General features: G+C 67.5%; 36 protein-coding genes. 4 read left to right on the top strand and 32 right to left on the bottom strand.

The genetic code is table 11. From position 1 onward, the window contains the following. The first annotated feature begins 3 nt into the window (after positions 1-3). Together ACIA8E_RS16140 and ACIA8E_RS16135 are read left to right on the top strand one after the other, a co-directional pair. Entirely contained in the window at positions 4-858 is an 855-nt protein-coding gene (locus tag ACIA8E_RS16140; RefSeq protein WP_399298405.1) for a hypothetical protein, read from the top strand. Between the two features lie 17 nt (positions 859-875). Next, positions 876-2771: a hypothetical protein gene (locus tag ACIA8E_RS16135; protein WP_399298403.1), complete on the top strand. Its 1896-nt coding sequence runs from the start codon at positions 876-878 to the stop codon at positions 2769-2771. Positions 2772-2783: 12 nt separating this feature from the next. On the opposite strand, the gene truA is transcribed toward ACIA8E_RS16135, so the two are convergent. From truA to rpsJ, 32 genes are all read right to left on the bottom strand, one after another. Then, positions 2784-3638, bottom strand: a complete 855-nt coding sequence (truA, locus tag ACIA8E_RS16130) for a tRNA pseudouridine(38-40) synthase TruA (protein ID WP_399298401.1) — start codon at positions 3636-3638, stop codon at positions 2784-2786. Between the two features lie 87 nt (positions 3639-3725). Further along, positions 3726-4229 carry a 50S ribosomal protein L17 gene (rplQ, locus tag ACIA8E_RS16125; RefSeq protein WP_399298399.1) on the bottom strand — a complete coding sequence of 168 codons (504 nt, stop codon included), beginning with the start codon at positions 4227-4229 and terminating at the stop codon, positions 3726-3728. Positions 4230-4409: 180 nt separating this feature from the next. Beyond that, a complete protein-coding gene (locus tag ACIA8E_RS16120) occupies positions 4410-5432 on the bottom strand; it encodes a DNA-directed RNA polymerase subunit alpha (protein ID WP_399298397.1) in 1023 nt (340 codons plus the stop codon). Positions 5433-5541: 109 nt separating this feature from the next. After that, on the bottom strand, positions 5542-6168 hold the full coding sequence (gene rpsD / locus ACIA8E_RS16115) for a 30S ribosomal protein S4 (protein WP_399298395.1): 627 nt from the start codon (positions 6166-6168) through the stop codon (positions 5542-5544). Positions 6169-6197: 29 nt separating this feature from the next. Next, positions 6198-6602 (bottom strand): 30S ribosomal protein S11, encoded by a 405-nt coding sequence (gene rpsK / locus ACIA8E_RS16110; RefSeq protein ID WP_006376016.1) that lies wholly within the window; start codon positions 6600-6602, stop codon positions 6198-6200. 105 nt (positions 6603-6707) lie between these two features. Continuing rightward, complete coding sequence (gene rpsM, locus ACIA8E_RS16105) at positions 6708-7088, bottom strand: 30S ribosomal protein S13 (protein ID WP_014047799.1); 381 nt, start codon at positions 7086-7088, stop codon at positions 6708-6710. 197 nt (positions 7089-7285) lie between these two features. Then, entirely contained in the window at positions 7286-7399 is a 114-nt protein-coding gene (rpmJ, locus tag ACIA8E_RS16100) for a 50S ribosomal protein L36 (protein WP_003956441.1), read from the bottom strand. A 60-nt stretch (positions 7400-7459) separates the two neighbouring features. After that, complete coding sequence (gene infA, locus ACIA8E_RS16095; RefSeq protein ID WP_003956442.1) at positions 7460-7681, bottom strand: translation initiation factor IF-1; 222 nt, start codon at positions 7679-7681, stop codon at positions 7460-7462. Positions 7682-7970: 289 nt separating this feature from the next. After that, a complete protein-coding gene (gene map, locus ACIA8E_RS16090; protein ID WP_399298392.1) occupies positions 7971-8807 on the bottom strand; it encodes a type I methionyl aminopeptidase in 837 nt (278 codons plus the stop codon). Positions 8808-8945: 138 nt separating this feature from the next. Continuing rightward, complete coding sequence (locus ACIA8E_RS16085; protein ID WP_399298390.1) at positions 8946-9605, bottom strand: adenylate kinase; 660 nt, start codon at positions 9603-9605, stop codon at positions 8946-8948. Further along, positions 9605-10924 (bottom strand): preprotein translocase subunit SecY, encoded by a 1320-nt coding sequence (secY, locus tag ACIA8E_RS16080; RefSeq protein ID WP_355995963.1) that lies wholly within the window; start codon positions 10922-10924, stop codon positions 9605-9607. Before secY ends, ACIA8E_RS16085 begins: the two co-directional genes overlap by 1 nt. 223 nt (positions 10925-11147) lie before the next feature. Beyond that, complete coding sequence (gene rplO, locus ACIA8E_RS16075; protein ID WP_018550610.1) at positions 11148-11603, bottom strand: 50S ribosomal protein L15; 456 nt, start codon at positions 11601-11603, stop codon at positions 11148-11150. Position 11604: 1 nt separating this feature from the next. After that, a complete protein-coding gene (gene rpmD, locus ACIA8E_RS16070) occupies positions 11605-11787 on the bottom strand; it encodes a 50S ribosomal protein L30 (protein ID WP_018550611.1) in 183 nt (60 codons plus the stop codon). After that, complete coding sequence (rpsE, locus tag ACIA8E_RS16065) at positions 11787-12392, bottom strand: 30S ribosomal protein S5 (protein ID WP_030977962.1); 606 nt, start codon at positions 12390-12392, stop codon at positions 11787-11789. Before rpsE ends, rpmD begins: the two co-directional genes overlap by 1 nt. A 47-nt stretch (positions 12393-12439) precedes the next feature. Beyond that, positions 12440-12823, bottom strand: coding sequence for a 50S ribosomal protein L18 (rplR, locus tag ACIA8E_RS16060; protein ID WP_356640234.1), 384 nt, complete (start codon positions 12821-12823; stop codon positions 12440-12442). A 2-nt stretch (positions 12824-12825) separates the two neighbouring features. Beyond that, a complete protein-coding gene (gene rplF, locus ACIA8E_RS16055) occupies positions 12826-13365 on the bottom strand; it encodes a 50S ribosomal protein L6 (RefSeq protein ID WP_399298387.1) in 540 nt (179 codons plus the stop codon). Between the two features lie 21 nt (positions 13366-13386). Then, positions 13387-13785, bottom strand: a complete 399-nt coding sequence (gene rpsH / locus ACIA8E_RS16050; RefSeq protein WP_030977958.1) for a 30S ribosomal protein S8 — start codon at positions 13783-13785, stop codon at positions 13387-13389. Between the two features lie 224 nt (positions 13786-14009). Then, on the bottom strand, positions 14010-14195 hold the full coding sequence (locus ACIA8E_RS16045) for a type Z 30S ribosomal protein S14 (protein WP_003948630.1): 186 nt from the start codon (positions 14193-14195) through the stop codon (positions 14010-14012). Positions 14196-14197: 2 nt separating this feature from the next. After that, positions 14198-14755 (bottom strand): 50S ribosomal protein L5, encoded by a 558-nt coding sequence (gene rplE, locus ACIA8E_RS16040; protein ID WP_006126888.1) that lies wholly within the window; start codon positions 14753-14755, stop codon positions 14198-14200. Next, positions 14755-15078: a 50S ribosomal protein L24 gene (rplX, locus tag ACIA8E_RS16035; RefSeq protein ID WP_266982596.1), complete on the bottom strand. Its 324-nt coding sequence runs from the start codon at positions 15076-15078 to the stop codon at positions 14755-14757. The genes rplE and rplX overlap by 1 nt, the downstream gene beginning before the upstream one ends. A 2-nt stretch (positions 15079-15080) precedes the next feature. Further along, entirely contained in the window at positions 15081-15449 is a 369-nt protein-coding gene (gene rplN, locus ACIA8E_RS16030; protein WP_003966950.1) for a 50S ribosomal protein L14, read from the bottom strand. Between the two features lie 106 nt (positions 15450-15555). Beyond that, positions 15556-15840, bottom strand: a complete 285-nt coding sequence (gene rpsQ / locus ACIA8E_RS16025; protein WP_030977953.1) for a 30S ribosomal protein S17 — start codon at positions 15838-15840, stop codon at positions 15556-15558. Further along, positions 15840-16064: a 50S ribosomal protein L29 gene (rpmC, locus tag ACIA8E_RS16020; RefSeq protein WP_015035581.1), complete on the bottom strand. Its 225-nt coding sequence runs from the start codon at positions 16062-16064 to the stop codon at positions 15840-15842. Before rpmC ends, rpsQ begins: the two co-directional genes overlap by 1 nt. Continuing rightward, entirely contained in the window at positions 16064-16483 is a 420-nt protein-coding gene (gene rplP / locus ACIA8E_RS16015) for a 50S ribosomal protein L16 (RefSeq protein ID WP_014047785.1), read from the bottom strand. Before rplP ends, rpmC begins: the two co-directional genes overlap by 1 nt. Positions 16484-16488: 5 nt before the next feature. Continuing rightward, a complete protein-coding gene (gene rpsC / locus ACIA8E_RS16010; protein WP_399298382.1) occupies positions 16489-17325 on the bottom strand; it encodes a 30S ribosomal protein S3 in 837 nt (278 codons plus the stop codon). Then, complete coding sequence (rplV, locus tag ACIA8E_RS16005) at positions 17325-17672, bottom strand: 50S ribosomal protein L22 (RefSeq protein WP_004571827.1); 348 nt, start codon at positions 17670-17672, stop codon at positions 17325-17327. The genes rpsC and rplV overlap by 1 nt, the downstream gene beginning before the upstream one ends. 40 nt (positions 17673-17712) lie before the next feature. Beyond that, a complete protein-coding gene (gene rpsS / locus ACIA8E_RS16000) occupies positions 17713-17994 on the bottom strand; it encodes a 30S ribosomal protein S19 (protein ID WP_003966956.1) in 282 nt (93 codons plus the stop codon). Positions 17995-18006: 12 nt separating this feature from the next. Further along, entirely contained in the window at positions 18007-18843 is an 837-nt protein-coding gene (rplB, locus tag ACIA8E_RS15995) for a 50S ribosomal protein L2 (RefSeq protein WP_030914137.1), read from the bottom strand. A 40-nt stretch (positions 18844-18883) separates the two neighbouring features. Further along, positions 18884-19207, bottom strand: coding sequence for a 50S ribosomal protein L23 (gene rplW / locus ACIA8E_RS15990; RefSeq protein ID WP_030914135.1), 324 nt, complete (start codon positions 19205-19207; stop codon positions 18884-18886). Beyond that, positions 19207-19857, bottom strand: a complete 651-nt coding sequence (gene rplD, locus ACIA8E_RS15985) for a 50S ribosomal protein L4 (protein WP_399298379.1) — start codon at positions 19855-19857, stop codon at positions 19207-19209. The genes rplW and rplD overlap by 1 nt, the downstream gene beginning before the upstream one ends. Positions 19858-19861: 4 nt before the next feature. After that, positions 19862-20506 carry a 50S ribosomal protein L3 gene (rplC, locus tag ACIA8E_RS15980; RefSeq protein WP_399298377.1) on the bottom strand — a complete coding sequence of 215 codons (645 nt, stop codon included), beginning with the start codon at positions 20504-20506 and terminating at the stop codon, positions 19862-19864. A gap of 13 nt (positions 20507-20519) precedes the next feature. Beyond that, positions 20520-20828 (bottom strand): 30S ribosomal protein S10, encoded by a 309-nt coding sequence (gene rpsJ / locus ACIA8E_RS15975; protein WP_003948644.1) that lies wholly within the window; start codon positions 20826-20828, stop codon positions 20520-20522. Positions 20829-21370: 542 nt separating this feature from the next. Here rpsJ and ACIA8E_RS15970 point away from each other — a divergent pair. Together ACIA8E_RS15970 and ACIA8E_RS15965 are read left to right on the top strand one after the other, a co-directional pair. Next, the gene (locus ACIA8E_RS15970; RefSeq protein WP_399298374.1) at positions 21371-21829 is read left to right on the top strand and encodes a GNAT family N-acetyltransferase; all 459 of its coding nucleotides are present in this window, start codon (positions 21371-21373) and stop codon (positions 21827-21829) included. A gap of 101 nt (positions 21830-21930) precedes the next feature. Continuing rightward, positions 21931-23994, top strand: a complete 2064-nt coding sequence (locus ACIA8E_RS15965; RefSeq protein ID WP_399298372.1) for a PIG-L family deacetylase — start codon at positions 21931-21933, stop codon at positions 23992-23994. Positions 23995-24070: the final 76 nt, after the last annotated feature.

Below are 24070 nucleotides of genomic sequence, written 5' to 3'. Positions count from 1 at the left end.
CGCATGAGCTTTGGGCAAGGGGGGCCCTCCTGGGGGCCCGGGGGCAATCAGACTCCGGACTGGGCGGCGCTGGCCGAGGCATCCGCCGCGCGGAGCCATCGTAAGAAGTGGCTGCTGATCGGCGGCGGCGCGCTCGCCACCGCCGCGGTCGCGGCAATCGTCGCCACAGCCGTCATCTCGACCAACGGCAACGGCGGCTCCACCGGCTCGGACACGAACGCGAGCCAACTGCCGGGACCCGCCGATCTGCCGACCGACTCGACCGCGCCCGAGCCGTCCTTCTCCACGGTGGCGCCGCCGCCCCCGCCGGACCCGAAGGACTACGTCTCCGACGTGAAGAAGGACAAGGCGCCGCTCACCATCGACTCCTTCTACCCGGGCAAGAAGCTGACGATGGGCGACCGCGTGTACGCCAAGGGCGCCACGCACCGCACCACGAACTGCGCGGCGACCACGCAGGGCGCACTCGGCTCGATCCTCACGACCAACGGTTGCGACCAGGTCATCCGTGCCACGTACAGCAGGGCAGGGGTCGCCGTCACCGTCGGTGTCGCGGTCTTCGAGACGGAGGCGCAGGCGAAGAAGTCGGCGCAGCAGGCGTCCGGCGGCCTGGCCTCGCTGAGCGGCGCGGGCGTGCCGACGTTCTGCCGCGGTGGTTCGATCTGCCGTCGTACCACCAACTGGTACGGCCGCTACGCCTACTTCACCATCGGCGGTTTCACGAACGGCAAGAACGTCTCCAAGGCCGACAAGAACGTATTCACCGTCGGCGACGACCTACGGAACTTCACGTTCCGTCAGATACGCCACCGCGGCGAGGTCCAGGCCTCCGCCGCGGCCACCGCATCGACCGGCTGATCCGGTCCCGAGACGTCGTGCGCCTCCCCTTCCTGCTCACGCTGCCCCGGGTACTGCGGCACAGCGCCACGATCGGGGCGGACCTGCCGCCGGACGAGGCCGTGGTCGTCGACCCGCCGGACGCGTCGCTGCGTGCGGCACTGGCGGCGGCCACCGCGGGCGACCACGGCCCCGCCCGTGACCTCCTCGCCGCGACCCGCGCGCACGCCCAGTGGGAGCTGAGGGACGGGTACGTCACGCGTCTCGCCGAGGCCGCGCTGCACAACCCCGGCTGGCTGGACGCATGGCTGGACGGGGCGCCCGATGATCCGGACGCGGCCCTGGTCAAGGCCGAGCTCTGTGTCGACCAGGCCTGGGAGATACGTACGGCGGCCCGCGCCCGGCATGTGTCGCGCGACCAGTTCCAGGCCTTCTTCGCGCTCCTGGAGGACGCGGCCCCGGTGATCGGCGCGGCGGCCGAGCTCAACCCGGCCGACCCGGTCCCCTGGCGCATCGCCCTCACCCACGCACTCGGCAGTCAGGCTCCACGTGCCGTCTTCGACGACTACTGGGCCGAGGCCATCGCCCGCGATCCGCACCACTACGGCTGCCACGCCGCGGCCCTGCAGTACCTGTGCGCGAAGTGGCACGGCTCGCACGAGGAGATGTTCGCCTTCGCCGAGAGCGCGGCCGACACGGCCCCGCCCGGCTCGAAGTTGCACGCGCTGCCCCTGTCGGCGGCGCTGGAGTACGAGGTCCTCACCACCGGCCCGACGACCGCCTCCGCCGGCCCCGACCCGTTCGCGCCCCGCGTGGCGGCCGCCGTCACCCGCGCCCTGGCCCTCTCCGCCGAATACGCCCCGGGCAGCCGCGAGGCCGCCGGCTTCCGCAACCAGCTGGCCCTGATGATGCTGCGCCAGGACCGCTGGCACGACGCCCTCGACACGTTCCGCGCCATCGGCACCGCCGCCACCAAGTACCCCTGGGCGTACTTCGGCGACGACCCGCGCCAGGAGTTCCTCGAGACCCGCTCGGGCGTCCGTATCCATGTCGCGACCAGGACCCCGTTCTTCGCCCGCCCCTCGCACCCCCACTCCGTACCCGCCACCGGCTGGACGGCCGACGCCCCCTGCGCGCTCGCGATAGCGGCCGCCCGCCCGGAGGACGTGGCGCAGGCCGCGCTGATGTGCGGCATCTCCCTGCGTACGGCCCCGGCATCGGCGACGCACACGTACATCGAGGCCGTCCCCGATCTCAAGCCGGCCAAACGCTCGGTCCTGTCCACGGAGGACCGGCTGACGACGGCGGCCGACAACTTCACCACCGGTGAGAAGTGGCCGACGCTGGTCCTGCGCCGCGCCCCCGAGCGCTGCGGCTTCACCGTGTTCCACAAGGGCAGACCGCTGGCAGCGCACGAGTGGAACACCACGTCCCCGGCTCCGGACCACACCACGGTCACCGCCACGGCCGCCACCCTGTCCCGGCTCTTCGCCGTCGCGGACCCGCGCCCCCTGACCCACATCCTCCGCTCCACCGGCAATCCGCCCCGGCACCAGTCCGACCTGCTGGCAGCCCTCGCCCTCCCGCCGCTCCCCACGGCCTTCGGCACCCGCCCGGAGATCCTGGACACCCTCCCCGGCGCCCGGGTCCTCACCCGCCGCGGACTGCTCGCCGGGATGCGCGACACGATGACGACGGAGGACGGCAGCCACCCACCGGCCCCGGGCACCTACGAACCCCGCCCGGCCCGCTGGTGGCTGCTGCGCGCCCTGGGCCTGCCGCTGTTCACGGCGGCCGCGGCCTACGCCTGGTGGAGCCCGGGCATCGGCCCGGTCCGGTCGACGCTGTCGACGCTCGCCGCACTGTTCCTGGCGGGACAGCTGACAGCAGCATGGCGCCGACGGCGAGCACACGCGGGGAAGATGTCCAGCTGAGCCCGGTCCGCCTCAGCAGCACCCGCGTCCCGGCAGCGACCGCACATTGCGCGCCTCCTTGTTGCGTGCGGCAAGCAACTCATCGGCCGGGTAGGCGACTTCCTCCAGCGTCAGGCCGTGCGGCCGCACCACGTGCACTCCCGGATCCCGCACCCCGGCAGCCAGCACCTGGGCGGGCCACGGGTCGGGGCGGCGCCCGTCGCCCACGAACAGCATCGCCCCCACCAGCGCACGCACCATGTTGTGACAGAAGGCATCGGCCTGCACGGTCCCCGTGACGACCCCGGACTCCGCGTCCCGTACCCAACTCAGCTTCTGCAGCGTACGGATGGTCGTCGCGCCCTCGCGCTTCTTGCAGTACGCGGCGAAGTCGTGCTCCCCGAGCATCCGGGCCGACGCCGCATTCATCGCGTCCACGTCCAACGGCCGGTCGTGCCAAAGCACATGACCACGCGTCAGTGGATCGGCCCCACCGGGCCGGTCGGAGATCCGGTACGCGTAACGCCGCCACAACGCGGAGAATCGCGCGTTGAACCCCACCGGGGCCTCGGCCACCCGCCAGATCCGTACGTCGGGTGCCATCCGCCCGGCCATTCGCCGCAGGAGCAGCTCGCCGTGCTCGGCCCACACCTCGGCCGGCAGGTCGACATGCGCGACCTGGCCACGGGCGTGCACCCCGGCATCGGTGCGCCCGGCGACCGTCAGGTCGTACGTCCGCGACGACCTCGTCACGGTCCGCAGTGCGTCCTCGATCTCCCCCTGCACCGTGCGCCGGGCGGTCTGCTTCGCCCAGCCGGAAAAATCCTTGCCGTCGTACGCAAGGTCCAGCCGTACCCGCACGGACCCGGGCTCTACTTCGTCACTCACCCAACGATCCTCTCAAGCCTGAACATACGGAACGGGCCCGCACCGCCCCGAAGGGTGGTGCGGGCCCGTCCAGTGGTCTCAGAACGCTCAGGCGTCCTTGGACTCCTCCGCCGGAGCGGCGTCCTCGACGACCTCAGCGGACTCGGCCGGAGCCGCGTCCTTCTTGAGGGAGTCTTCCTTGACCGCACGCTTCGTCGCGGCCTCGGCCTCACCGGTGGCCTGCTGCGCCACGGTCAGCGCCTCGACCAGCTCGATGACGGCCATCGGGGCGTTGTCGCCGCGACGGTTGCCGATCTTGGTGATGCGCGTGTAACCACCGGGGCGGTTCTCGTAGCGCGGAGCGATCTCGGTGAAGAGCGTGTGCACGATGCCCTTGTCCGTGATCGACTGCAGAACCAGGCGACGGTTGTGGATGTCGCCCTTCTTCGCCTTGGTGATCAGACGCTCGGCGACCGGACGCAGGCGGCGGGCCTTGGCCTCGGTCGTCGTGATGCGGCCGTGCTCGAACAGCGACTTCGCGAGGTTCGCGAGAAGCAGACGCTCGTGCGCGGCGCTGCCGCCCAGACGGGCACCCTTTGCGGGACGCGGCATGGTGTTTCTCCTTGTGTGCTGCACCGGCCGTATCAGGTACCGGTGTCAGTTCCCGTGAAGCGGCCGCCTCACGGAAGATCATGGGCCGTCGGGGCTCGTGGAACCCGTCCGGCGATCGAGGCCGGAGCCTCACCCCGGTCCGGGGTGCCCGGAAATCCGGACACCCCGGCCGGAGGCGTACTAGTACTGCTCGGTCTCGACGAAGCCCGCGTCCGCGTCGTCGTCGGCGCCGAAGGCGTCGGCAGCGGCGGTCGGGTCGAATCCGGGCGGGCTGTCCTTGAGCGCCAGGCCCATACCGGCCAGCTTCGCCTTGACCTCGTCGATCGACTTCGCACCGAAGTTGCGGATGTCGAGCAGGTCGGCCTCGGAACGAGCGACGAGCTCACCCACGGAGTGGATGCCCTCACGCTTGAGGCAGTTGTACGAACGGACTGTGAGCTCGAGCTCCTCGATCGGCAGCGCCAGATCGGCAGCGAGCGCGGCGTCCGTCGGGGACGGGCCCATGTCGATGCCCTCGGCATCGATGTTGAGCTCGCGCGCCAGACCGAACAGCTCGACCAGGGTCTTACCGGCCGACGCCATGGCGTCACGGGGACGCATGGCCTGCTTGGTCTCGACGTCGACGATCAGCTTGTCGAAGTCGGTGCGCTGCTCGACACGGGTCGCCTCGACCTTGTACGTGACCTTGAGCACCGGCGAGTAGATGGAGTCGACCGGGATACGGCCGATCTCCTGGCCCGCCTGCTTGTTCTGGACGGCGGAGACGTAGCCGCGACCGCGCTCGACGGTCAGCTCCATCTCCAGCTTGCCCTTGCTGTTCAGCGTGGCCAGGACCAGGTCCGGGTTGTGGACCTCGACACCGGCCGGCGGGGCGATGTCAGCAGCGGTGACCAGGCCGGGACCCTGCTTGCGCAGGTACATCACGACCGGCTCGTCATGCTCCGAGGAGACGACCAGCTGCTTGATGTTGAGAATGAGGTCGGTGACGTCCTCCTTGACGCCCGGCACGGTGGTGAACTCGTGCAGGACACCGTCGACCCGGATGCTGGTGACAGCAGCGCCGGGGATCGAGGAGAGGAGCGTACGGCGGAGAGAGTTGCCGAGGGTGTAGCCGAAGCCCGGCTCCAGCGGCTCGATCACGAACCGGGAGCGGAACTCGTCAACGACCTCTTCGGTCAGCGAGGGACGCTGAGCGATAAGCATGCTTGGATCCTTCAGTCGTGGGCGCCCACTATTTGACGCCCCCAGATACTGACAAGGGTACGGGCGGCACGACCCGAAAGAGCCGTACCGCCCGGACCCACGAGCTCTCCTACTTGGAGTAGAGCTCGACGATCAGCTGCTCCTGCACCTGGGTGTCGATCACCTGGCGCTCGGGCAGGGAGTGCACGAGGATCCGCATCGTCGACGGCACGGCTTCGAGCCATGCCGGAACGGTGCGCTCGCCGGCCTCGGCCTGGGCCACCTGGAAGGGGGTCAGGGCCTTGGACTTCTGGCGGACCTCGACGACGTCGTTCGCGGCGACGCGGGCCGACGGAATGTCGGTCTTCGTGCCGTTCACGGCAATGTGTCCGTGACGCACCAGCTGACGGGCGTGGTCGCGGGACTTGGCGAAGCCGGCCCGGTAGACCACGTTGTCGAGGCGGGTCTCAAGGATGCGCAGAAGGTTCTCACCGGTCTTGCCGGACTTCTGGTTCGCTTCCTTGTAGTAGTTCACGAACTGCTTTTCAAGGACACCGTAGATCCGCGAGCACTTCTGCTTCTCACGAAGCTGAAGAAGGTACTCGCTGTCCTTGGTGCGCCCGCGTCCGTGCTCACCCGGGGGGTAAGGACGGATCTCGATCGGGCACTTCGCGCTCTCGCACTTGCTGCCCTTAAGGAACAGCTTCTGCTTCTCCCGACGGCAACGCTTGCAGTCGGCCCCGGTGTATCGCGCCATTTTCCAGTTGTCTCCGTTGCTTCAGTGCGTCAGACGCGACGGCGCTTGGGCGGCCGGCATCCGTTGTGCGGAGTGGGGGTGACGTCCTGGATCGAACCGACCTCGAGGCCCGTGGCCTGGAGGGAGCGGATCGCGGTCTCGCGGCCGGAGCCCGGACCCTTCACGAAGACGTCCACCTTGCGCATGCCGTGCTCCTGCGCGCGGCGGGCGGCCGACTCGGCGGCCATCTGCGCGGCGAAGGGGGTGGACTTGCGCGAGCCCTTGAAGCCGACGTGGCCGGCGGAGGCCCAGGAGATCACGTTGCCCGCGGGGTCCGTGATCGAGACGATCGTGTTGTTGAACGTGCTCTTGATGTGCGCGTGGCCGTGAGCGACGTTCTTCTTTTCCTTGCGACGCACCTTCTTGGCTGCGCCCTGACGACCCTTGGGGGGCATGTCTTGACTCCAGATGGAGAGGGGAGGTGATCGGTCCTACAGCGAAGACCGCTGGATGCTGCGACGATCCGGGGATCCGGACTGCCGCAGTGCGTCCGCTGAGGACTACTTCTTGCCCGGCTTCTTCTTACCGGCGATCGCGCGACGCGGGCCCTTGCGGGTACGGGCGTTCGTGCTGGTGCGCTGGCCGTGGACCGGCAGACCACGACGGTGGCGGATGCCCTGGTAGCAGCCGATCTCGATCTTGCGGCGGATGTCGCCCTGGATCTCGCGGCGAAGGTCACCCTCGGTGCGGAGGTTGGCGTCCACGTACTCGCGGATCTTGACCAGGTCCTCTTCGGCCAGGTCACGAACGCGGGTGTTCGGGTTCACGCCGGTGGTGGCGAGGATCTCCTTGGACCGGGTGCGCCCGATACCGAAGACGTAGGTGAGGGCAACCTCCACGCGCTTTTCGCGCGGGATGTCAACACCTGAAACGCGTGCCATTCAATGGCTCCAGTTGTTATTTCGGGGGTCTTCCGCAGTGCCACTCCCGGCCGCCGACCGCTCCGTGGAAGGAGAGGTGGTACGTCCGGGTCCCCGGCCCCCGCCGGAGGTGTCGTCAGCCGTGGCTTGGACGGGCTCTGCGTATGTACGTATTACGTGCGTCGCGCGAAGTGCTGCGAGATGCAGGGGGTCGTGCGTCAGCCCTGGCGCTGCTTGTGGCGCAGGTTGTCGCAGATGACCATGACCCGACCGTGACGGCGGATCACCTTGCACTTGTCGCAGATCTTCTTGACGCTCGGCTTGACCTTCATGGGATGTCAGGTTCTCCGGGTCAGTGCCACCACCCTGCCGAAGCAGGGCGTGGGCAAGATCTACTTGTATCGGTAGACGATCCGGCCACGCGTCAGGTCGTACGGAGAGAGCTCCACCACGACCCGGTCGTCCGGGAGGATTCGGATGTAGTGCATCCGCATCTTGCCGGAGATGTGCGCGAGGACCTTGTGACCGTTCTGGAGTTCCACCTTGAACATGGCGTTCGGGAGGGACTCGATCACGGTGCCCTCAATTTCGATGGCACCTTGCTTCTTGGCCACGCTTCGCCTTTCGAATCGGCTACCTTGATCGACCCTCTACCCCGTATGTGGACACACGGATGCACGAGAGCCGACGAGTCAGTCTACGTCAGCGGACCGCAAAAGACGAATCCGTCAAGTTTGCCCACCAGAGTAGATCCTTAGACCTGCTCGGGGGCGCGTTCTCGGCCCAGCGGGTCGGGGCCACCTCGATGCCGGCCCCTCCCTCACGCAGCCCTCGCGGGCTCGGCGCCGGAGCGCCTCACAGGGTTCGGCCCGCTGAGCCGGACTCCGTCCGCCGGATGGGCGATCAGCCCAGCGGGTCCGGCGCCGCCTCGATGCCGTACTGCGCGAGCTTCGCGCGGCCGCAGTCGGGGGCCGTCAGGACCAGGGGGCCCTGCTCGGTGAGGGCGATCGAGTGCTCCCAGTGGGAGGACCAGGTGCCGTCCGTCGTGATGACCGTCCAGTCGTCCTGGAGCACCTCGGTCTGCGCCGTACCGAGCGAGACCATCGGCTCGATCGCCAGGCAGACCCCGGGCACGAGCTTGATGCCCTTGCCGCGCTTGCGCGCGACATAGTTCAGCAGGTGCGGGTCCATGTGCATCTCGGTGCCGATGCCGTGGCCGCCGTAGTCCTCGATGATTCCGTACTTGCCGGTGGCCGGGCGGGGCTGGCGGCGGATGTAGGACTCGATCGCCTTCGAGATGTCCACGAGGCGGTTGTTCACCTTCATCGCGGCGATCCCGGCCCACATGGACTCCTCAGTCACCCGGGACAGCTCGATGAGCTCCGGAGCGTGACCGGTGCCGACGAACGCGGTGTACGCGGCGTCGCCGTGCCAGCCGTCGACGATCGCGCCGGCGTCGATGGAGATGATGTCGCCGTCCTTGAGGACGGTCTTGTCGTCCGGGATGCCGTGGACGACGACCTCGTTGACCGAGGTGCAGATGGTCGCGGGGAACCCGCCGTACCCCAGGAAGTTCGACTTCGCACCGTGGGCGGCGATCACCTTGCGCGCGACCTGGTCCAGGTCCTGGGTGGTGGCACCCGGCACCGCCGCTTCCCGCGTGGCCGCGTGAATGGCAGCGACCACCAGCCCTGCCTCACGCATCTTCGCGATCTGCTCGGGGGTCTTGATCTGCACCATTACGCGGCGCCTCTCTGCATCGGACGGGTATCGAAGGGTGACGGGTGCTGCGGCGTACTCCACGATACGGCGCAAACAGAGCCGGCCGCGGCGCCCAAGGACGCCGCGGCCGGCTGTACAGCTACTACGAGTGCTTCCTCAGTCCTCGCCGGACTTCTTGAGGGCCTCCATCGCCCGCTCGGTCACGTCCGTGACCTTGCCGAGCGCGGAGATCGTGACCACCAGGCCCTGCGACCTGTAGTAGTCGATGATCGGCTCGGTCTGCGTGTGGTAGACCTCGAGCCGGGTGCGGACCGTGTCTTCCGTGTCGTCGTCGCGCTGGTACAGCTCGCCGCCGCAGATGTCGCAGACACCCTCGGTCTTCGGCTGGTTGTACGTGACGTGGAAGACGTGCGAACCGTCGTTCCGGCAGATGCGGCGGCCGGCAATGCGCTTGACCACCTCGTCCTCGGGGACCTCCAGGTCCAGGACCGCGTCCAGCTTGGTGCTCTCGTCCTTGAGCATCGCGTCAAGGGCCTCGGCCTGTCCCACGTTGCGGGGAAAGCCGTCGAGCAGGAAGCCGTTCGCGGCGTCCGGCTGGGCCATGCGGTCCTTGGCCATCCCGATGGTGACCTCGTCCGGCACCAGCTGACCTGCATCCATGTAGGCGCGGGCCTGCTTGCCAAGGTCAGTGCCCTGGCTGATGTTGGCGCGGAAGAGGTCGCCCGTGGAGATCTGCGGAATCGACAGGTTCTTGGCAAGGTACGCAGCCTGCGTTCCCTTGCCGGCACCGGGCGGCCCGACGAGGACGATTCGCATCAGCGGAGGAACCCTTCGTAATTGCGCTGCTGGAGCTGACTCTCAATCTGCTTCACGGTCTCCAGACCCACACCCACGATGATGAGGATGCTCGTCCCGCCGAACGGGAAGTTCTGGTTAGCGCCACCGAAGCCTGCCAACGCCATCGTCGGCACCAGAGCGATCAGACCCAGGTACAGCGAGCCCGGCCAAGTAATCCTGTTGAGCACGTAGCTCAGGTACTCGGCAGTAGGTCGACCAGCCCGGATACCCGGGATGAAGCCACCATACTTCTTCATGTTGTCGGCGACTTCCTCGGGGTTGAACGAAATCGCCACATAGAAGAAGGCGAAGAAGACGATCAACAGGAAGTACGCCGTGATGTAGTACGGGTGGTCGCCCTTGACGAAGTGGTCCTTGATCCATGTGGCCCAGCCCGCCGTGGAGTTGGAGAACTGGACGATCAGGGCCGGGATGTAGAGCAGCGAAGAAGCGAAGATGACGGGAATCACACCCGCCTGATTCACCTTCAGCGGGATGTACGTGGACGTACCCCCGTAGGACCTGCGGCCGATCATGCGCTTCGCGTACTGCACCGGAATCCGGCGCTGGGCCTGCTCGACGAAGACCACGAGGCCCACCATCACGAAGCCGACCAGGATGACGGTGCCGAACTCGATCCAGCCGTCGGCCAGCTTGCCGCTCTGCTTGATGGCCCACAGGGCGCCGGGGAAGCTGGCGGCGATCGAGATGAACATCAGGATCGACATGCCGTTGCCGATGCCGCGGTCGGTGATGAGCTCACCGAGCCACATGACGGCAGCGGTGCCCGCGGTCATCGTGACCACCATGACGATGGTCGTGAAGATGGAGTGGTTCGGGACGATCTGGTCGGCGACCGGGCAGCCGCTGAACAGCGCGCCGCTGGTGGCGGTGGCCACCAGGCCGGTGCCCTGGAGGATGGCGAGCGCGACGGTCAGATAACGCGTGTACTGCGTGATCTTGGTCTGGCCGGACTGCCCCTCCTTCTTGAGCGCCTCGAGTCGGGGAATGACCACGGTCAGCAGCTGAAGAATGATGCTGGCCGTGATGTACGGCATGATGCCGAGCGCGAAGATCGTGATCTGCAGCAGTGCACCACCGCTGAACATGTTCACCAGGCCGAAGAGGCTGTTGTTGCCCTTACTTGCCTGGTCAACACAGGTCTGGACGTTCTCGTAGCTCACTCCCGGTACCGGGATGTGTGCCCCGAGCCGGTAGAGCACGATGATGCCGAGCGTGAAGAGCAGCTTCTTGCGCAGGTCGGGCGTCTTGAACGCCCGGGCGAACGCGGTGAGCACGGTGCCTCCTGCGACCCCTGCGCAGAGCGAGAGGTGACGGTCTTGAGGATCGACGAATACGTAACAGTCAAAGATTCCCGGGCGTGTGCCCAGGGGTTACCACAGCAACAGTGCTGGCCACCTTACCGGCGACCATGCCCCCCTAGGAACGACCAACCGGGGATGCCCCAAATAAGAGGCATCCCCGGTCGGATGTTCAGGCCATCGAGTTGTCCGAGTTGTCTCAGACGAGCTCAGTGACGGTGCCGCCGGCGGCGGCAATCTTCTCCTTGGCGGAGCCGGAGACGGCGTCAACCGAAACCTGCAGCGCCACGGAGATCTCGCCCTGTCCGAGGACCTTGACGAGGTGGTTGTTGCGCACCGCACCCTTGGCGACCAGGTCGGCCACGGTGACCTCTCCACCCTCGGGGTAGAGCGTCGCGAGCTTGTCCAGGTTCACGACCTGGTACTCGGTGCGGAACGGGTTCTTGAAGCCCTTGAGCTTCGGGAGACGCATGTGGAGGGGCATCTGCCCACCCTCGAAGCGCTCCGGAACCTGGTAACGGGCCTTGGTGCCCTTGGTGCCACGACCGGCGGTCTTACCCTTGGACGCCTCACCACGACCCACACGGGTCTTGGCGGTCTTGGCGCCCGGGGCGGGCCGGAGGTCATGGGCCTTCAGCGGCTTGTTCTCCGCCATGTCAGTCGACCTCCTCAACCGTCACGAGGTGGCGGACGGTGTGCACCATTCCGCGGAACTCGGGGCGGTCCTCCTTGACAACCACGTCGTGCAGGCGCTTGAGCCCGAGCGAACGAAGGGTGTCGCGGTGGTTCTGCTTGCTGCCGATGTACGACTTCGTCTGCGTGATCTTGAGGCGAGCCATTACGCACCCGCTCCCGCACGTGCACGAAGCAGAGCCGCGGGGGCGACGTCCTCGAGGGGCAGACCACGGCGAGCCGCGATCTCCTCGGGACGCTGCAGGCCCTTGAGGGCTGCCACGGTCGCGTGCACGATGTTGATCGCGTTGGACGAGCCAAGCGACTTCGACAGGATGTCGTGAACGCCGGCGCACTCCAGAACGGCGCGCACCGGGCCACCGGCGATAACACCGGTACCGGGGGAAGCCGGCTTCAGCAGCACGACACCCGCGGCCCGCTCGCCCGTGATCGGGTGAGGGATGGTGCCCTGGATGCGCGGAACCTTGAAGAAGTTCTTCTTGGCTTCTTCCACGCCCTTGGCAATGGCCGCGGGAACTTCCTTGGCCTTGCCGTAACCGACACCGACGGTGCCGTCACCATCGCCCACCACGACCAGCGCGGTGAAGCTGAAGCGACGACCACCCTTCACAACCTTGGCGACGCGGTTGATCGCGACAACGCGCTCAACGTACGCGGTCTTCTCGGCGGCAGCTGCGCCGCCGTCACGGCCCTTCCGGTCCCGCCGCTCGCCGCCACCGGCACCGCTTCCGCGGCGCTGGGGTCCAGCCATTGGATTTACCTCTCTCTGTTACGTCCGCTGTGCGTAGGAACCGGGGCTTAGAACTTCAGCCCGGCTTCACGGGCGGCGTCAGCCAGAGCGGCAATCCGCCCGGCGTACTGGTTACCACCGCGGTCAAACACGACGGCCTCGACGCCTGCGGCCTTGGCACGCTCGGCGACCAGGGCCCCGACCTGCTTGGCCTGGGCGCTCTTGTCACCCTCGCCACCACGGATGGACACGTCCAGGCTCGACGCCGACGCGAGCGTGTGGCCCGCGATGTCGTCGATCACCTGAGCGACCATGTGGCGGTTGGATCGCGTCACGACCAAGCGGGGACGCTCCGGCGAACCGGAGATGTGCTTGCGGACGCGGATGTGGCGACGCTTGAGGGCGGCACGCTTGTATGCGTCGCCCTTGGCGATCTTTACGCCGTATGCCATCGCTACTTACCAGCCTTTCCGACCTTGCGGCGGATGACCTCGCCGGCGTACTTGACGCCCTTGGCCTTGTACGGGTCAGGCTTCCGCAGCTTGCGGATCTTGGCCGCGGTCTCGCCGACCTTCTGCTTGTCGATGCCCTCGACGGAGAACTTCGTGGGGGACTCCACCTTGAAGGTGATGCCCTCCGGGGCCTCGATCAGGATCGGGTGGCTGTAGCCCAGGGCGAACTCCAGGTTGGAGCCCTTCGCCTGGACGCGGTAACCGACACCACTGATCTCGAGCGCCTTGATGTATCCCTGGGTCACACCGGTGATCATGTTCGCCACCAGCGTGCGGGACAGGCCGTGAAGGGCCTTGTTCTGACGCTCGTCGTTCGGGCGGACGACGTTCAGAACGCCGTCCTCACCCTTGGTGACCTCGATCGGCGACGCAACGGTGTGCGAGAGGGAACCCTTGGGGCCCTTCACCGCGACCGTACGGCCATCGATGGTGACGTCCACACCGGCGGGAACCTGGATGGGGAGCTTGCCGATTCGCGACATGAGCTATTCCTCCGTTCCCGACTACCAGACGTAGGCGAGGACTTCCCCACCTACGCCCTTCTTCTGAGCCTGCTGGCCGGTCAGGAGACCGTGGGACGTGGAGATGATCGCCACGCCCAGGCCGCCGAGGACCTTCGGCAGGTTGGTGGACTTTGCGTATACACGCAGACCCGGCTTCGAGATTCGCTTGATGCCGGCGATCGAGCGCTCGCGGTTCGGGCCGAACTTCAGCTCGAGGACGAGGTTCTTGCCGACCTCGGCATCCTCGACCTTCCAGCCGGTGATGAAGCCCTCCTGCTGGAGGATCTCCGCGATGTGCGACTTGATCTTGCTGTGCGGCATCACGACGTCGTCGTGGTACGCCGAGTTCGCGTTACGCAGACGCGTGAGCATGTCTGCGATGGGATCAGTCATGGTCATGAATTGGCCTTCGGCCTCTCTCGCCGGGGTTTCCTGTATGCGCCATCCCTCTCCCCACTCAGTGGCGGGACGGGTGCGGTGCGGGGACCTACGGCGTAGTAAGTCGGTCTTGGGCGGCAGGCGCCCAACCCCACAAGCCTACGGCATGTGAGGCCGGGATCCTGCCGACCAGATGCTTACCGAGAGCTTCCGTCAATTCCCAACGCCCAGAGGGCGAAGAAGAATTACCAGGAACTCTTGGTCACGCCCGGCAGCTCGCCACGGTGAGCCATCTCACGAAGGCACACGCGGCACAGGCCGAACTTGCGGTAGACGGAGTGGGGCCGGCCGCAGCGCTGGCAGCGGGTGTACCCGCGAACGCCGAACTTCGGCTTACGGGCGGCCTTAGCGATCAGAGCCTTCTTCGCCACGGTCAGTTCTCCTTGAACGGGAAGCCGAGGTGACGAAGGAGGGCACGACCCTCGTCGTCATTGGTCGCCGTGGTGACCACGGTGATGTCCATGCCCCGGACCCGGTCGATCTTGTCCTGGTCGATCTCGTGGAACATGACCTGCTCCGTGAGACCGAAGGTGTAGTTGCCACGGCCGTCGAACTGCTTCGGCGACAGGCCACGGAAGTCACGGATACGCGGCAGCGCGAGCGACAGCGTGCGGTCCAGGAACTCCCACATCCGGTCACCACGGAGGGTGACGTGGCAGCCGATCGGCTGACCCTCGCGCAGCTTGAACTGCGCGATGGACTTGCGGGCCTTGGTGACGGCCGGCTTCTGGCCGGTGATCGTGGTGAGGTCGCGCACGGCGCCATCGATCAGCTTGGAGTCGCGGGCGGCATCGCCCACACCCATGTTGACCACGATCTTGACCAGACCGGGAACCTGCATGACGTTCTCGTACGAGAACTCCTCACGCAGCTTGCCGGCGATTTCCTCGCGGTAGCGCGTCTTGAGACGCGGCGCAGTGGTGGCAGTCATCAGATGTCCTCACCGGTCCGCTTGGCAACGCGGATCTTCTTGCCCTCGTCGTCAAAGCGGTAGCCGACGCGGGTGACGACCTTCTTGCCGTCCTTCTCCACGATCAGCTGAACGTTGCTGACGTGAATCGGGGCCTCGGTGGTGACAATGCCACCGGTCTGCGAGCCGCGAGCCGTCTGACCGGCCTTCGTGTGCTTCTTGACCCGGTTGACACCCTCGACGAGGACACGGTTCTGCACGGGATAGGCCACGATGACCTTGCCCTGCTTGCCCTTGTCCTTACCGGTGATGACCTGAACCAGGTCGCCCTTCTTGATCTTCATGCTTACAGCACCTCCGGCGCGAGCGAGATGATCTTCATGAACTTCTTCTCGCGCAGCTCACGGCCCACCGGGCCGAAGATACGGGTGCCGCGGGGGTCGCCGTCGTTCTTCAGAATGACGGCGGCGTTCTCGTCGAAGCGGATGTACGAGCCATCCTGACGACGACGCTCCTTGACGGTGCGAACGATGACGGCCTTGACGACGTCACCCTTCTTCACGTTGCCACCGGGGATCGCGTCCTTGACGGTGGCGACGATGACGTCACCGATGCCCGCGTAGCGGCGACCCGAACCACCGAGAACACGGATGGTGAGGATTTCCTTCGCACCCGTGTTGTCGGCGACGCGAAGTCGCGACTCCTGCTGGATCACGTCTATCTCCTGATCGTCTGCCGGTTCCCGGCGGGGTTCGAACCTGGGTAGGTACGAACCCCACCGAGCCTGGCGGAACTTGCCTGAGGGGAGTGCCCCTCAGGAATTACTTGGCCTTCTCGAGGATCTCGACGACGCGCCACCGCTTCGTGGCGGACAGCGGCCGGGTCTCCATGAGGAGGACACGGTCGCCGACGCCGGCGGCGTTCTGCTCGTCGTGCGCCTTGAGCTTGTTCGTACGGCGGATGACCTTGCCGTACAGCGCGTGCTTGACACGGTCCTCGACAGCGACGACGACGGTCTTGTCCATCTTGTCGCTGACGACCAGACCCTCACGGGTCTTGCGGAAACCGCGGTCGGTGTTCGTCTCAGTCACAGTCTTCTCGCTCATCAGGCGCTCTCCACCGTCTCGATGCCCAGCTCGCGCTCGCGCATCAGGGTGTAGATCCGGGCGATGTCCTTACGGACGGACTTGAGCCGGCCGTGGTTCTCGAGCTGACCGGTCGCCGCCTGAAAGCGGAGATTGAACAGCTCTTCCTTGGCCTCGCGGAGCTTGTTGAGGAGCTCCTCGTTGCCCAGCTCGCGCAGCTCGGACGCCTTGGTACCGGCCGACATCACGACTCACCTGCCTCGCGCCGAACGATCCGGCACTTCATCGGAAGCTTGTGAGCAGCGCGGGTAAGCGCCTCACGAGCAATCTTCTCGTTCGGGTAGGACAGCTCGAACATCACCCGACCGGGCTTGACGTTCGCGATCCACCACTCGGGAGAACCCTTACCGGAACCCATGCGGGTCTCGGCAGGCTTCTTCGTCAGGGGGCGGTCCGGGTAGATGTTGATCCAGACCTTGCCGCCACGCTTGATGTGGCGGGTCATCGCGATACGAGCTGCCTCGATCTGGCGGTTCGTCACGTACGCCGGGGTCAGCGCCTGGATGCCGTACTCGCCGAACGCAACCTGCGTGCCACCCTTGGACATACCGCTGCGCTTCGGGTGGTGCTGCTTGCGGTGCTTGACCCTACGGGGGATCAGCATTTCGGTCAGGCCTCCGTTCCGGTGCTCTCAGCCGGAGCAGCGGCGGCGGGAGCCTCGGCCTTGGAGGCCTCGGCTGCCGGCGCGGACTGCTGCGGCTTGCGACCGCGACCGCCACGCTCGCCACCGCGGCCACCACGGCCGGCCGGGCGGTCAGCGCCGCCACGGGCCGGGCGGTTGCCAGCGCGGGCAGCAGCGTTCTCGGCGCGGACCTCGGCGATGTTCTTGACGTCGCCCTTGTAGATCCAGACCTTCACACCGATGCGGCCGAAGGTCGTCTTGGCCTCGAAGAAGCCGTAGTCGACGTTCGCACGGAGCGTGTGCAGGGGCACACGGCCCTCGCGGTAGAACTCCGAGCGGGACATCTCGGCGCCGCCGAGGCGGCCACCGCACTGGATCTTGATGCCCTTGGCGCCGGCCTTCATCGAGCTCTGCATGCTCTTACGCATGGCACGACGGAAGGAGACGCGGGAGGAGAGCTGCTCGGCGACGGCCTGGGCCACCAGCTGAGCGTCCACCTCGGGGTTCTTGACCTCGAGGATGTTCAGCTGGACCTGCTTGCCGGTCAGCTTCTCCAGCTCGCCACGGATGCGGTCGGCCTCGGCGCCACGGCGACCGATGACGATGCCCGGGCGGGCGGTGTGGATGTCGACGCGGACGCGGTCGCGGGTGCGCTCGATCTCAACCTTCGAGATGCCGGCCCGCTCCATGCCCTTCGTCATCATGCGACGAATGGCGACGTCTTCCTTGACGTAGTCCTTGTACAGCTTGTCGGCGTACCAACGGGACTTGAAGTCCGTGGTGATGCCGAGCCGGAACCCGTGCGGGTTTACCTTCTGGCCCATTACCGGGTTCCTTCCTTGCTGCTGACGACCACGGTGATGTGGCTGGTCCGCTTACGGATCCGGTAGGCACGGCCCTGAGCACGCGGACGGAACCGCTTCAGGGTCGGGCCCTCGTCCACGTACGCCTCGCTGATGACCAGCGAAGAGGCGTCGGTGTGGTCGTAGTTGTGTGCAGCGTTGGCAATGGCGCTGTCAAGCACCTTGCCAACCGGCACGCTCGCGGCCTGCGGGGCGAAACGCAGGACCGCCTGAGCCTCCGTGGCATCCATGCCACGGATGAGGTCCACCACGCGGCGGGCCTTCATGGGCGTGACGCGGATGTACCGCGCCTGGGCCCTGGCTTCCATGGTTGTCCCTTCGGTGTAAGTCATAGTCAGTCACCCCGCGTTAGCGGCGCTTCGACTTCCGGTCGTCCTTGACGTGGCCGCGGAAGGTGCGAGTCGGCGAGAACTCGCCGAGCTTGTGGCCGACCATCGACTCGGTGACGAACACCGGGACGTGAATCTTGCCGTTGTGCACCGCGATGGTGTGACCCAGCATGGCCGGGACGATCATCGAGCGACGGGACCAGGTCTTGATGACGTTCTTGGTGCCTGCCTCGTTCTGTACGTCCACCTTCTTGATGAGGTGGCCGTCGACGAAGGGCCCCTTCTTGAGACTGCGCGGCATCTAAACCCGCTCCTAGCGCTTCTTGTTCGTCTTGCGGCGGCGGACGATGTACTTGCTCGATGCCTTCTTCGGCGAGCGAGTACGACCCTCCTTCTGACCCCACGGCGAGACCGGGTGGCGACCACCGGAGGTCTTGCCCTCACCACCACCGTGCGGGTGGTCAACCGGGTTCATCGCGACACCGCGGACGGTCGGGCGAACGCCCTTCCAGCGCATGCGGCCGGCCTTGCCCCAGTTGATGTTCGACTGCTCGGCGTTGCCGACCTCGCCGATCGTGGCGCGGCAGCGGGCGTCGACCAGGCGGATTTCACCCGACGGCATACGAAGGTGGGCCATGGTGCCCTCCTTCGCCAGCAGCTGCACGGAGGCACCCGCGGAACGGGCGAACTTCGCGCCGCCGCCGGGCCGCAGCTCGATGGCGTGGATGGTCGTACCGACCGGGATGTTGCGCAGCGCCAGGTTGTTACCGGGCTTGATGTCGGCGGCCGGGCCGTTCTCGACACGGTCGCCCTGCGACAGTCCACGCGGCGCGATGATGTAGCGCTTCTCGCCGTCCGCGTAGTGCAGGAGCGCGATGCGCGCGGTGCGGTTCGGGTCGTACTCGATGTGCGCGACCTTGGCCGGCACGCCGTCCTTGTCGTGACGACGGAAGTCGATCACTCGGTAGGCGCGCTTGTGGCCACCGCCCTGGTGGCGAACGGTCACACGACCGGCGTTGTTACGGCCGCCCTTGCTGTGCAGGGGGCGGACCAGCGACTTCTCCGGCGTGGACCGCGTGATCTCGACAAAGTCGGCGACGCTGGAGCCACGACGGCCCGGGGTCGTCGGCTTGTACTTGCGGATACCCATTTCTCAGTCCTCGTCCGATTTCGGACGATCCAGACCGCCCTTAGGCGGTCGGACCGCCGAAGATGTCGATACGGTCGCCCTCGGCGAGGGTCACGATGGCGCGCTTCGTGTCGGCGCGCTTGCCGAAGCCGGTCTTGGTGCGCTTGCGCTTACCCTGCCGGTTGATCGTGTTGACCCCGGTGACCTTGACCGAGAAGACCGCTTCCACGGCCTGCTTGATCTGGGTCTTGTTGGAGCCGGGCGCGACGATGAACGTGTACTTGTTCTCGTCGAGCAGCGCGTAGCTCTTCTCGGAAACGACCGGCTTGACGAGAACGTCGCGCGGGTCCGTGAAGGTCTTGCTGGTTACGGTCGCCTCGCTCATCAGGCGTCGCTCCCTTCGGTCTCATCGGCCTTGGGGCCAGACACGAAGGACTCGAAAGCGGCCTGGGTGAAGACCACGTCGTCGGAGACGATCACGTCGTACGTGTTGAGCTGGCCCGGCTCCAGGATGTGCACCTGGGGCAGGTTACGGGCGGACAGCCACGCGGCCTCGTCGGCGCGGTCGACGACCAGGAGCAGGTTCTTGCGCTCCGAGATCTTGCCGAACAGCGTCTTGGCGGCCTTCGTGGAGACTGCACCGTCGACCACGCCGGTGACGACGTGGATGCGGGAGTGGCGTGCCCGGTCGGAGAGGGCACCGCGCAGGGCGGCGGCCTTCATCTTCTTCGGGGTGCGCTGCGAGTAGTCACGCGGCTGCGGGCCGTGGACGACGCCACCGCCGACGAACTGCGGCGCACGGGTCGAACCCTGGCGGGCGCGGCCGGTGCCCTTCTGGCGGTACGGCTTGCGGCCACCACCACGGACTTCGCCGCGACGCTTGGTCTTGTGCGTGCCCTGACGGGCAGCAGCCAGCTGAGCGACAACGACCTGGTGGATCAGCGGAACGCTGGTCTTCGCGTCGAAGATCTCCGCGGGGAGGTCGACGCTACCGGCCTTGTCGCCTGCCGGCGAAAGGATGTCAATGGTGCTCATTACCTCAAGCCCCCTTGGCCGCGGTACGGACCAGGACGAGGCCGCCGTTCGGACCGGGGACTGCGCCCTTGATGAGGAGCAGACCCTTCTCCGCGTCAACCGCGTGGATGGTCAGGTTCTGGGTGGTGACGCGCTCGTTGCCCATGCGACCCGCCATGCGCATGCCCTTGAAGACACGGCCGGGGGTGGCACAGCCACCGATGGAGCCGGGCATGCGGTGCACACGGTGGGCACCGTGGGACGCCTTGCCACCCTTGAAGTTGTGGCGCTTCATCACACCGGCGAAGCCCTTGCCCTTGCTCTTGCCCGTGACGTCAACCTTGACGCCGGACTCGAACACTGCGGCAGTGACCTCCTGGCCCAGCGTGTACTCGCTGGCGTCAGGGGTGCGGAGCTCCACCAGGTGGCGGCGCGGGGTCACGTCGGCCTTGGCGAAGTGGCCCTTGAGGGGCTTGTTCACCTTGCGCGGGTCGATCTCGCCGAAGGCGATCTGGACCGACTCGTAGCCGTCGCTGTCGTTGCTGCGGACCTGGGTGACGACGCAGGGCCCGGCCTTGACGACGGTCACCGGGACAACCCGGTTGTTCTCGTCCCAGACCTGGGTCATGCCGAGCTTCTCGCCCAGGACGCCCTTAATGTTCTTAGCCATCTCGCGCGTCACCTCAGAGCTTGATCTCGATGTCGACGCCGGCCGGCAGGTCGAGACGCATGAGCGAGTCAACCGTCTTCGGCGTGGGGTCGAGGATGTCGATGAGGCGCTTGTGCGTGCGCATCTCGAAGTGCTCGCGCGAGTCCTTGTACTTGTGCGGCGACTTGATGACGCAGTACACGTTCTTCTCAGTGGGCAGCGGCACCGGGCCTGCGACCGACGCACCAGTGCGGGTCACCGTCTCGACGATCTTCTTCGCCGAGGAGTCGATGACCTCGTGGTCGTAGGCCTTGAGCCGGATGCGGATCTTCTGTCCCGCCATGGCTACTAGTAGTCCTGTCTCTCGTAACGCTCTGGAACCCGAGGGCTCTCGTAACTCCACCTCCGACCCACGCGGTCGGGCGTGTCGCATCCCCTCTACGCAGAACTCCCGAAGGAATTCCCAACCAAGGGGGTGCGGGCCGTAAGACCGCGGAACCGGGGGCGGAACACCCACCGGGTGCCTGGTCGGCGCCCCACTGTCACTTCCCGGAAGATTCCCGTACGTCCGGCCCGCATGGGGCCGACGAGTACTGTGGGACTCGCTTCCGGTCCTCCCGGCGGGAGGCGCGCAGCATTGACACTCAACCGAGCAACCTGGTCAGTGTGCCATATGCGGCACGGCGCTGGCCAATCGGGCGGAGGATCTTACCCCCCGTGGCCGACTGGTCAAACGCGGCCGGACGTCGCCCGGGAGCTGCGGCGATGCCGACAGGTCCGGACACAGCCGTTCGGGGCCGCCCCGCCACCGTGACCGACAGCACGCAGCACGCCCTTCACCGGGCCCGCTCCGGCCTGCCGCACGGCGGCTGGAATACTCCGGACATGGATACGATCACCGAGCCGGCCTGGACGCTGCGCACGGCGGAACCGGCGGACCTCGAGGCCATGATCGAACTCCGGGCGCTCGTCATGCGCCCGGATCTGGAACGCCTCGGCCGGTACGACGAACATCGCGTACGGCAACGACTGCGGGACATCTTCGCGCCCGAACACACCTCGGTCGTCCTCGCGGATGGCGAGTTCGCCGGCTGCGTCACCATGCGTCCGGTCGAGAACGGCTGGTGGGTGGAGAACTTCTACCTGTCCCCCGCTCTCCACGGCCAGGGGATCGGCTCGGCCGTCCTGCGGACTCTGCTGGAGCGCGCCGACGCGGAAGGGACGGACGTCCGCCTCGATGTCCTGCAGGGCAGCGCGGCCCGTCGGCTGTACGAACGTCACGGGTTCACGCTGGAGCACGAGGACCCGATCGATGTCTATCTGGTGCGCCGCTCCGGCGTGTAGCCGCGACACGCACCGTCAACGCCCCGATCGCCGTCTAATCTGCCGCGGGAAGCGGCACGCGACCCGCCGCTCGGACAGGGTGAGCGGACGGAGTGCGGCGCGTGACAGATCGATCCCACCCTGAGTGCGGCAGTGGCGGGGTACGGCGGCGCAGCGTCGTCCGGGCCGCCGCCGCGGCCGCCCTGATGGGCGTCGGCGCCTGCTCCGTACCGGCTCCGCGGCGCGGTGGCCCCATGGCGGACCCGGCCCCCGGCCTTCCGGTCGCCGACGCCGGGCCGGCCCTGATGATGCAGCTCCTCGCCCACCCGGACGACGACCTGTACTTCATGAACCCGGACACCCAGCAGGCCCTGGCGGCCGGGACACCGCTGGTCTGTGTGTACCTCACCGCCGGTGAGGTCCTCGGTCTCAACAGGATCCCCGGCCGGGCACGGCCCGCCCCCGACCGGGCCGCCTACTCCTCGGCCCGGCACCAGGGGCTGCGCCAGACCTACGCCGCCCAGCTCGGGCTGCCGATGTTCACCCTCTGGCACAAGTCCGTCCTCGATCTGGCCGACGGACACCGGGCGGAGATCAACACCCTGCTGGGCGGCGGCCGGCGGGTCGAGCTGATCTTCCTCAATACGGCGATGCAGATCGGCCACGGCCGGCTCGGGCTGCCCAGCCTCTGGCACGACCGGGCGCTGAACCTGCGCACCGTCGTCGCCGCCGATTCACCGCTGGAGCGGGTGGGTGCGTACACGTACGACGGGCTGATCGATGTCCTCGTCGGGCTGCTCGACCGGTACCGGCCGACCGTCGTCCACACGCTCGACCCGGACCCGGACATCCAGCACAGCACCGAGGCCGTTCGTCGGCAGGACATCGAGCAGCCCGGCTACTCCGACCATGCCGACCACACCGCGGCCGCCTCGTTCGCCTGGGCGGCGCTGATCCGGTGGGTGGCCCGCGCGACCCAGGACGGCGGGGGCGTGCCGCGGTTCGTCACCACTGCGTTCCGCGGCTACTACAACCGGCACTGGCCGAAGAACCTCCCGGGCGGGGTGCTGAAGGAGAAGGCCGCGCACCTGGTCCCGTACGGCGGCGAGGCCGACTGGCGGTGCGGGAACCGGGCGGGCTGCGGCGACTACAACGTCGGCGGCGACCGGCCCCTGACCAACAGGAAGGGCTGGGTCCGCTCCACCCGGTACCGCTACCCCGGCCCTCGCCCCACCGTCACCACCGAACCGGACGGGCGGCTCGCCGTCTACGGGGTACTGGGGCTGCGAGTGGTTCGGTGGCGCGAGAGCGCGCCCGGCAGCGGGGTCTGGGACGGGCCGGACGATCTCGGCGGCGGGCCTTTCGCGCCGGTACTGGGCCAGGCCGTGACGGTGGACGGCAGGCTGTTCCTGTTCGGGCTGCGCTTCGCAGCGCTCGGCGGACACGGGGCGGAGAACGAACGGGAGATCGCACTCCTGGAGCAGAGCTCCCGGGGCGGCACCTTCCGTGCCTGGCGCGGACTGGGCAACCCGGAACCGGCCCCGGACCGGGGCCGCCGGATCGGCGTCCCGGTGGCGGTGACCGCACCCGACGGGCGGATCCATCTCTTCGTACGGAACGCGGACAAGGGCGTGAGCACACGGGTGCGAGGCGCGTCCGGCCGGTGGGGCGAATGGACGGACCTGGGCGGCGGCGAGATCCAGGACGGGCTGAACGCCGTGGTGGACGGGCACGGCCTGGTCCATGTGTACGGCGCCGGCCATCACGCGGTGCACCACTGGACGCAGGAGACACCCGGAGCGCGGCTGACCGCCCGACGGGAGATCGACGGGGCGCCGGTGCCGGGTGACGGGCCCGCCGCTCGGATCACCACGGGCGGTTCCGTCGAACTGCTGTACCGGGCGGCGGCGCGGGCCCGGCTGACGGCCGTCACCGGGGGGACGGCGGCGGAGCGGACGGACTTCGACGGCTACGGGCCGGTGAACGTCGCCGACTCGCCGCTCGGGCCGGTGCTGCTGGGCCGCACCGAGGAGGGCCGGCTCCAGCTGCGTGCCGGCGAACGACTGTCCGTACGGACGCAGGGACCGGGGGCGCTCGACGGTCCCGCGCTGTACGTCGCGGGCCTGGGACGCCCGGCGGTGGTCGGCCTGGGACCGGACGCCGCCCCCTGGCTCTGGCGTCCGTAACCCGGCACGAGACATGCGGAAGGGCCCCGGTCCACCGCTTGCGCGGCGGGCCGGGGCCCTCCTTGGTGCTCTGTGC

Origin of the sequence: Streptomyces sp. NPDC051664 (genome assembly GCF_044453545.1) — a bacterium.
Taxonomy (GTDB): Bacteria; Actinomycetota; Actinomycetes; order Streptomycetales; family Streptomycetaceae; genus Streptomyces.
This window is presented reverse-complemented; position numbering and strand designations above follow the sequence as displayed.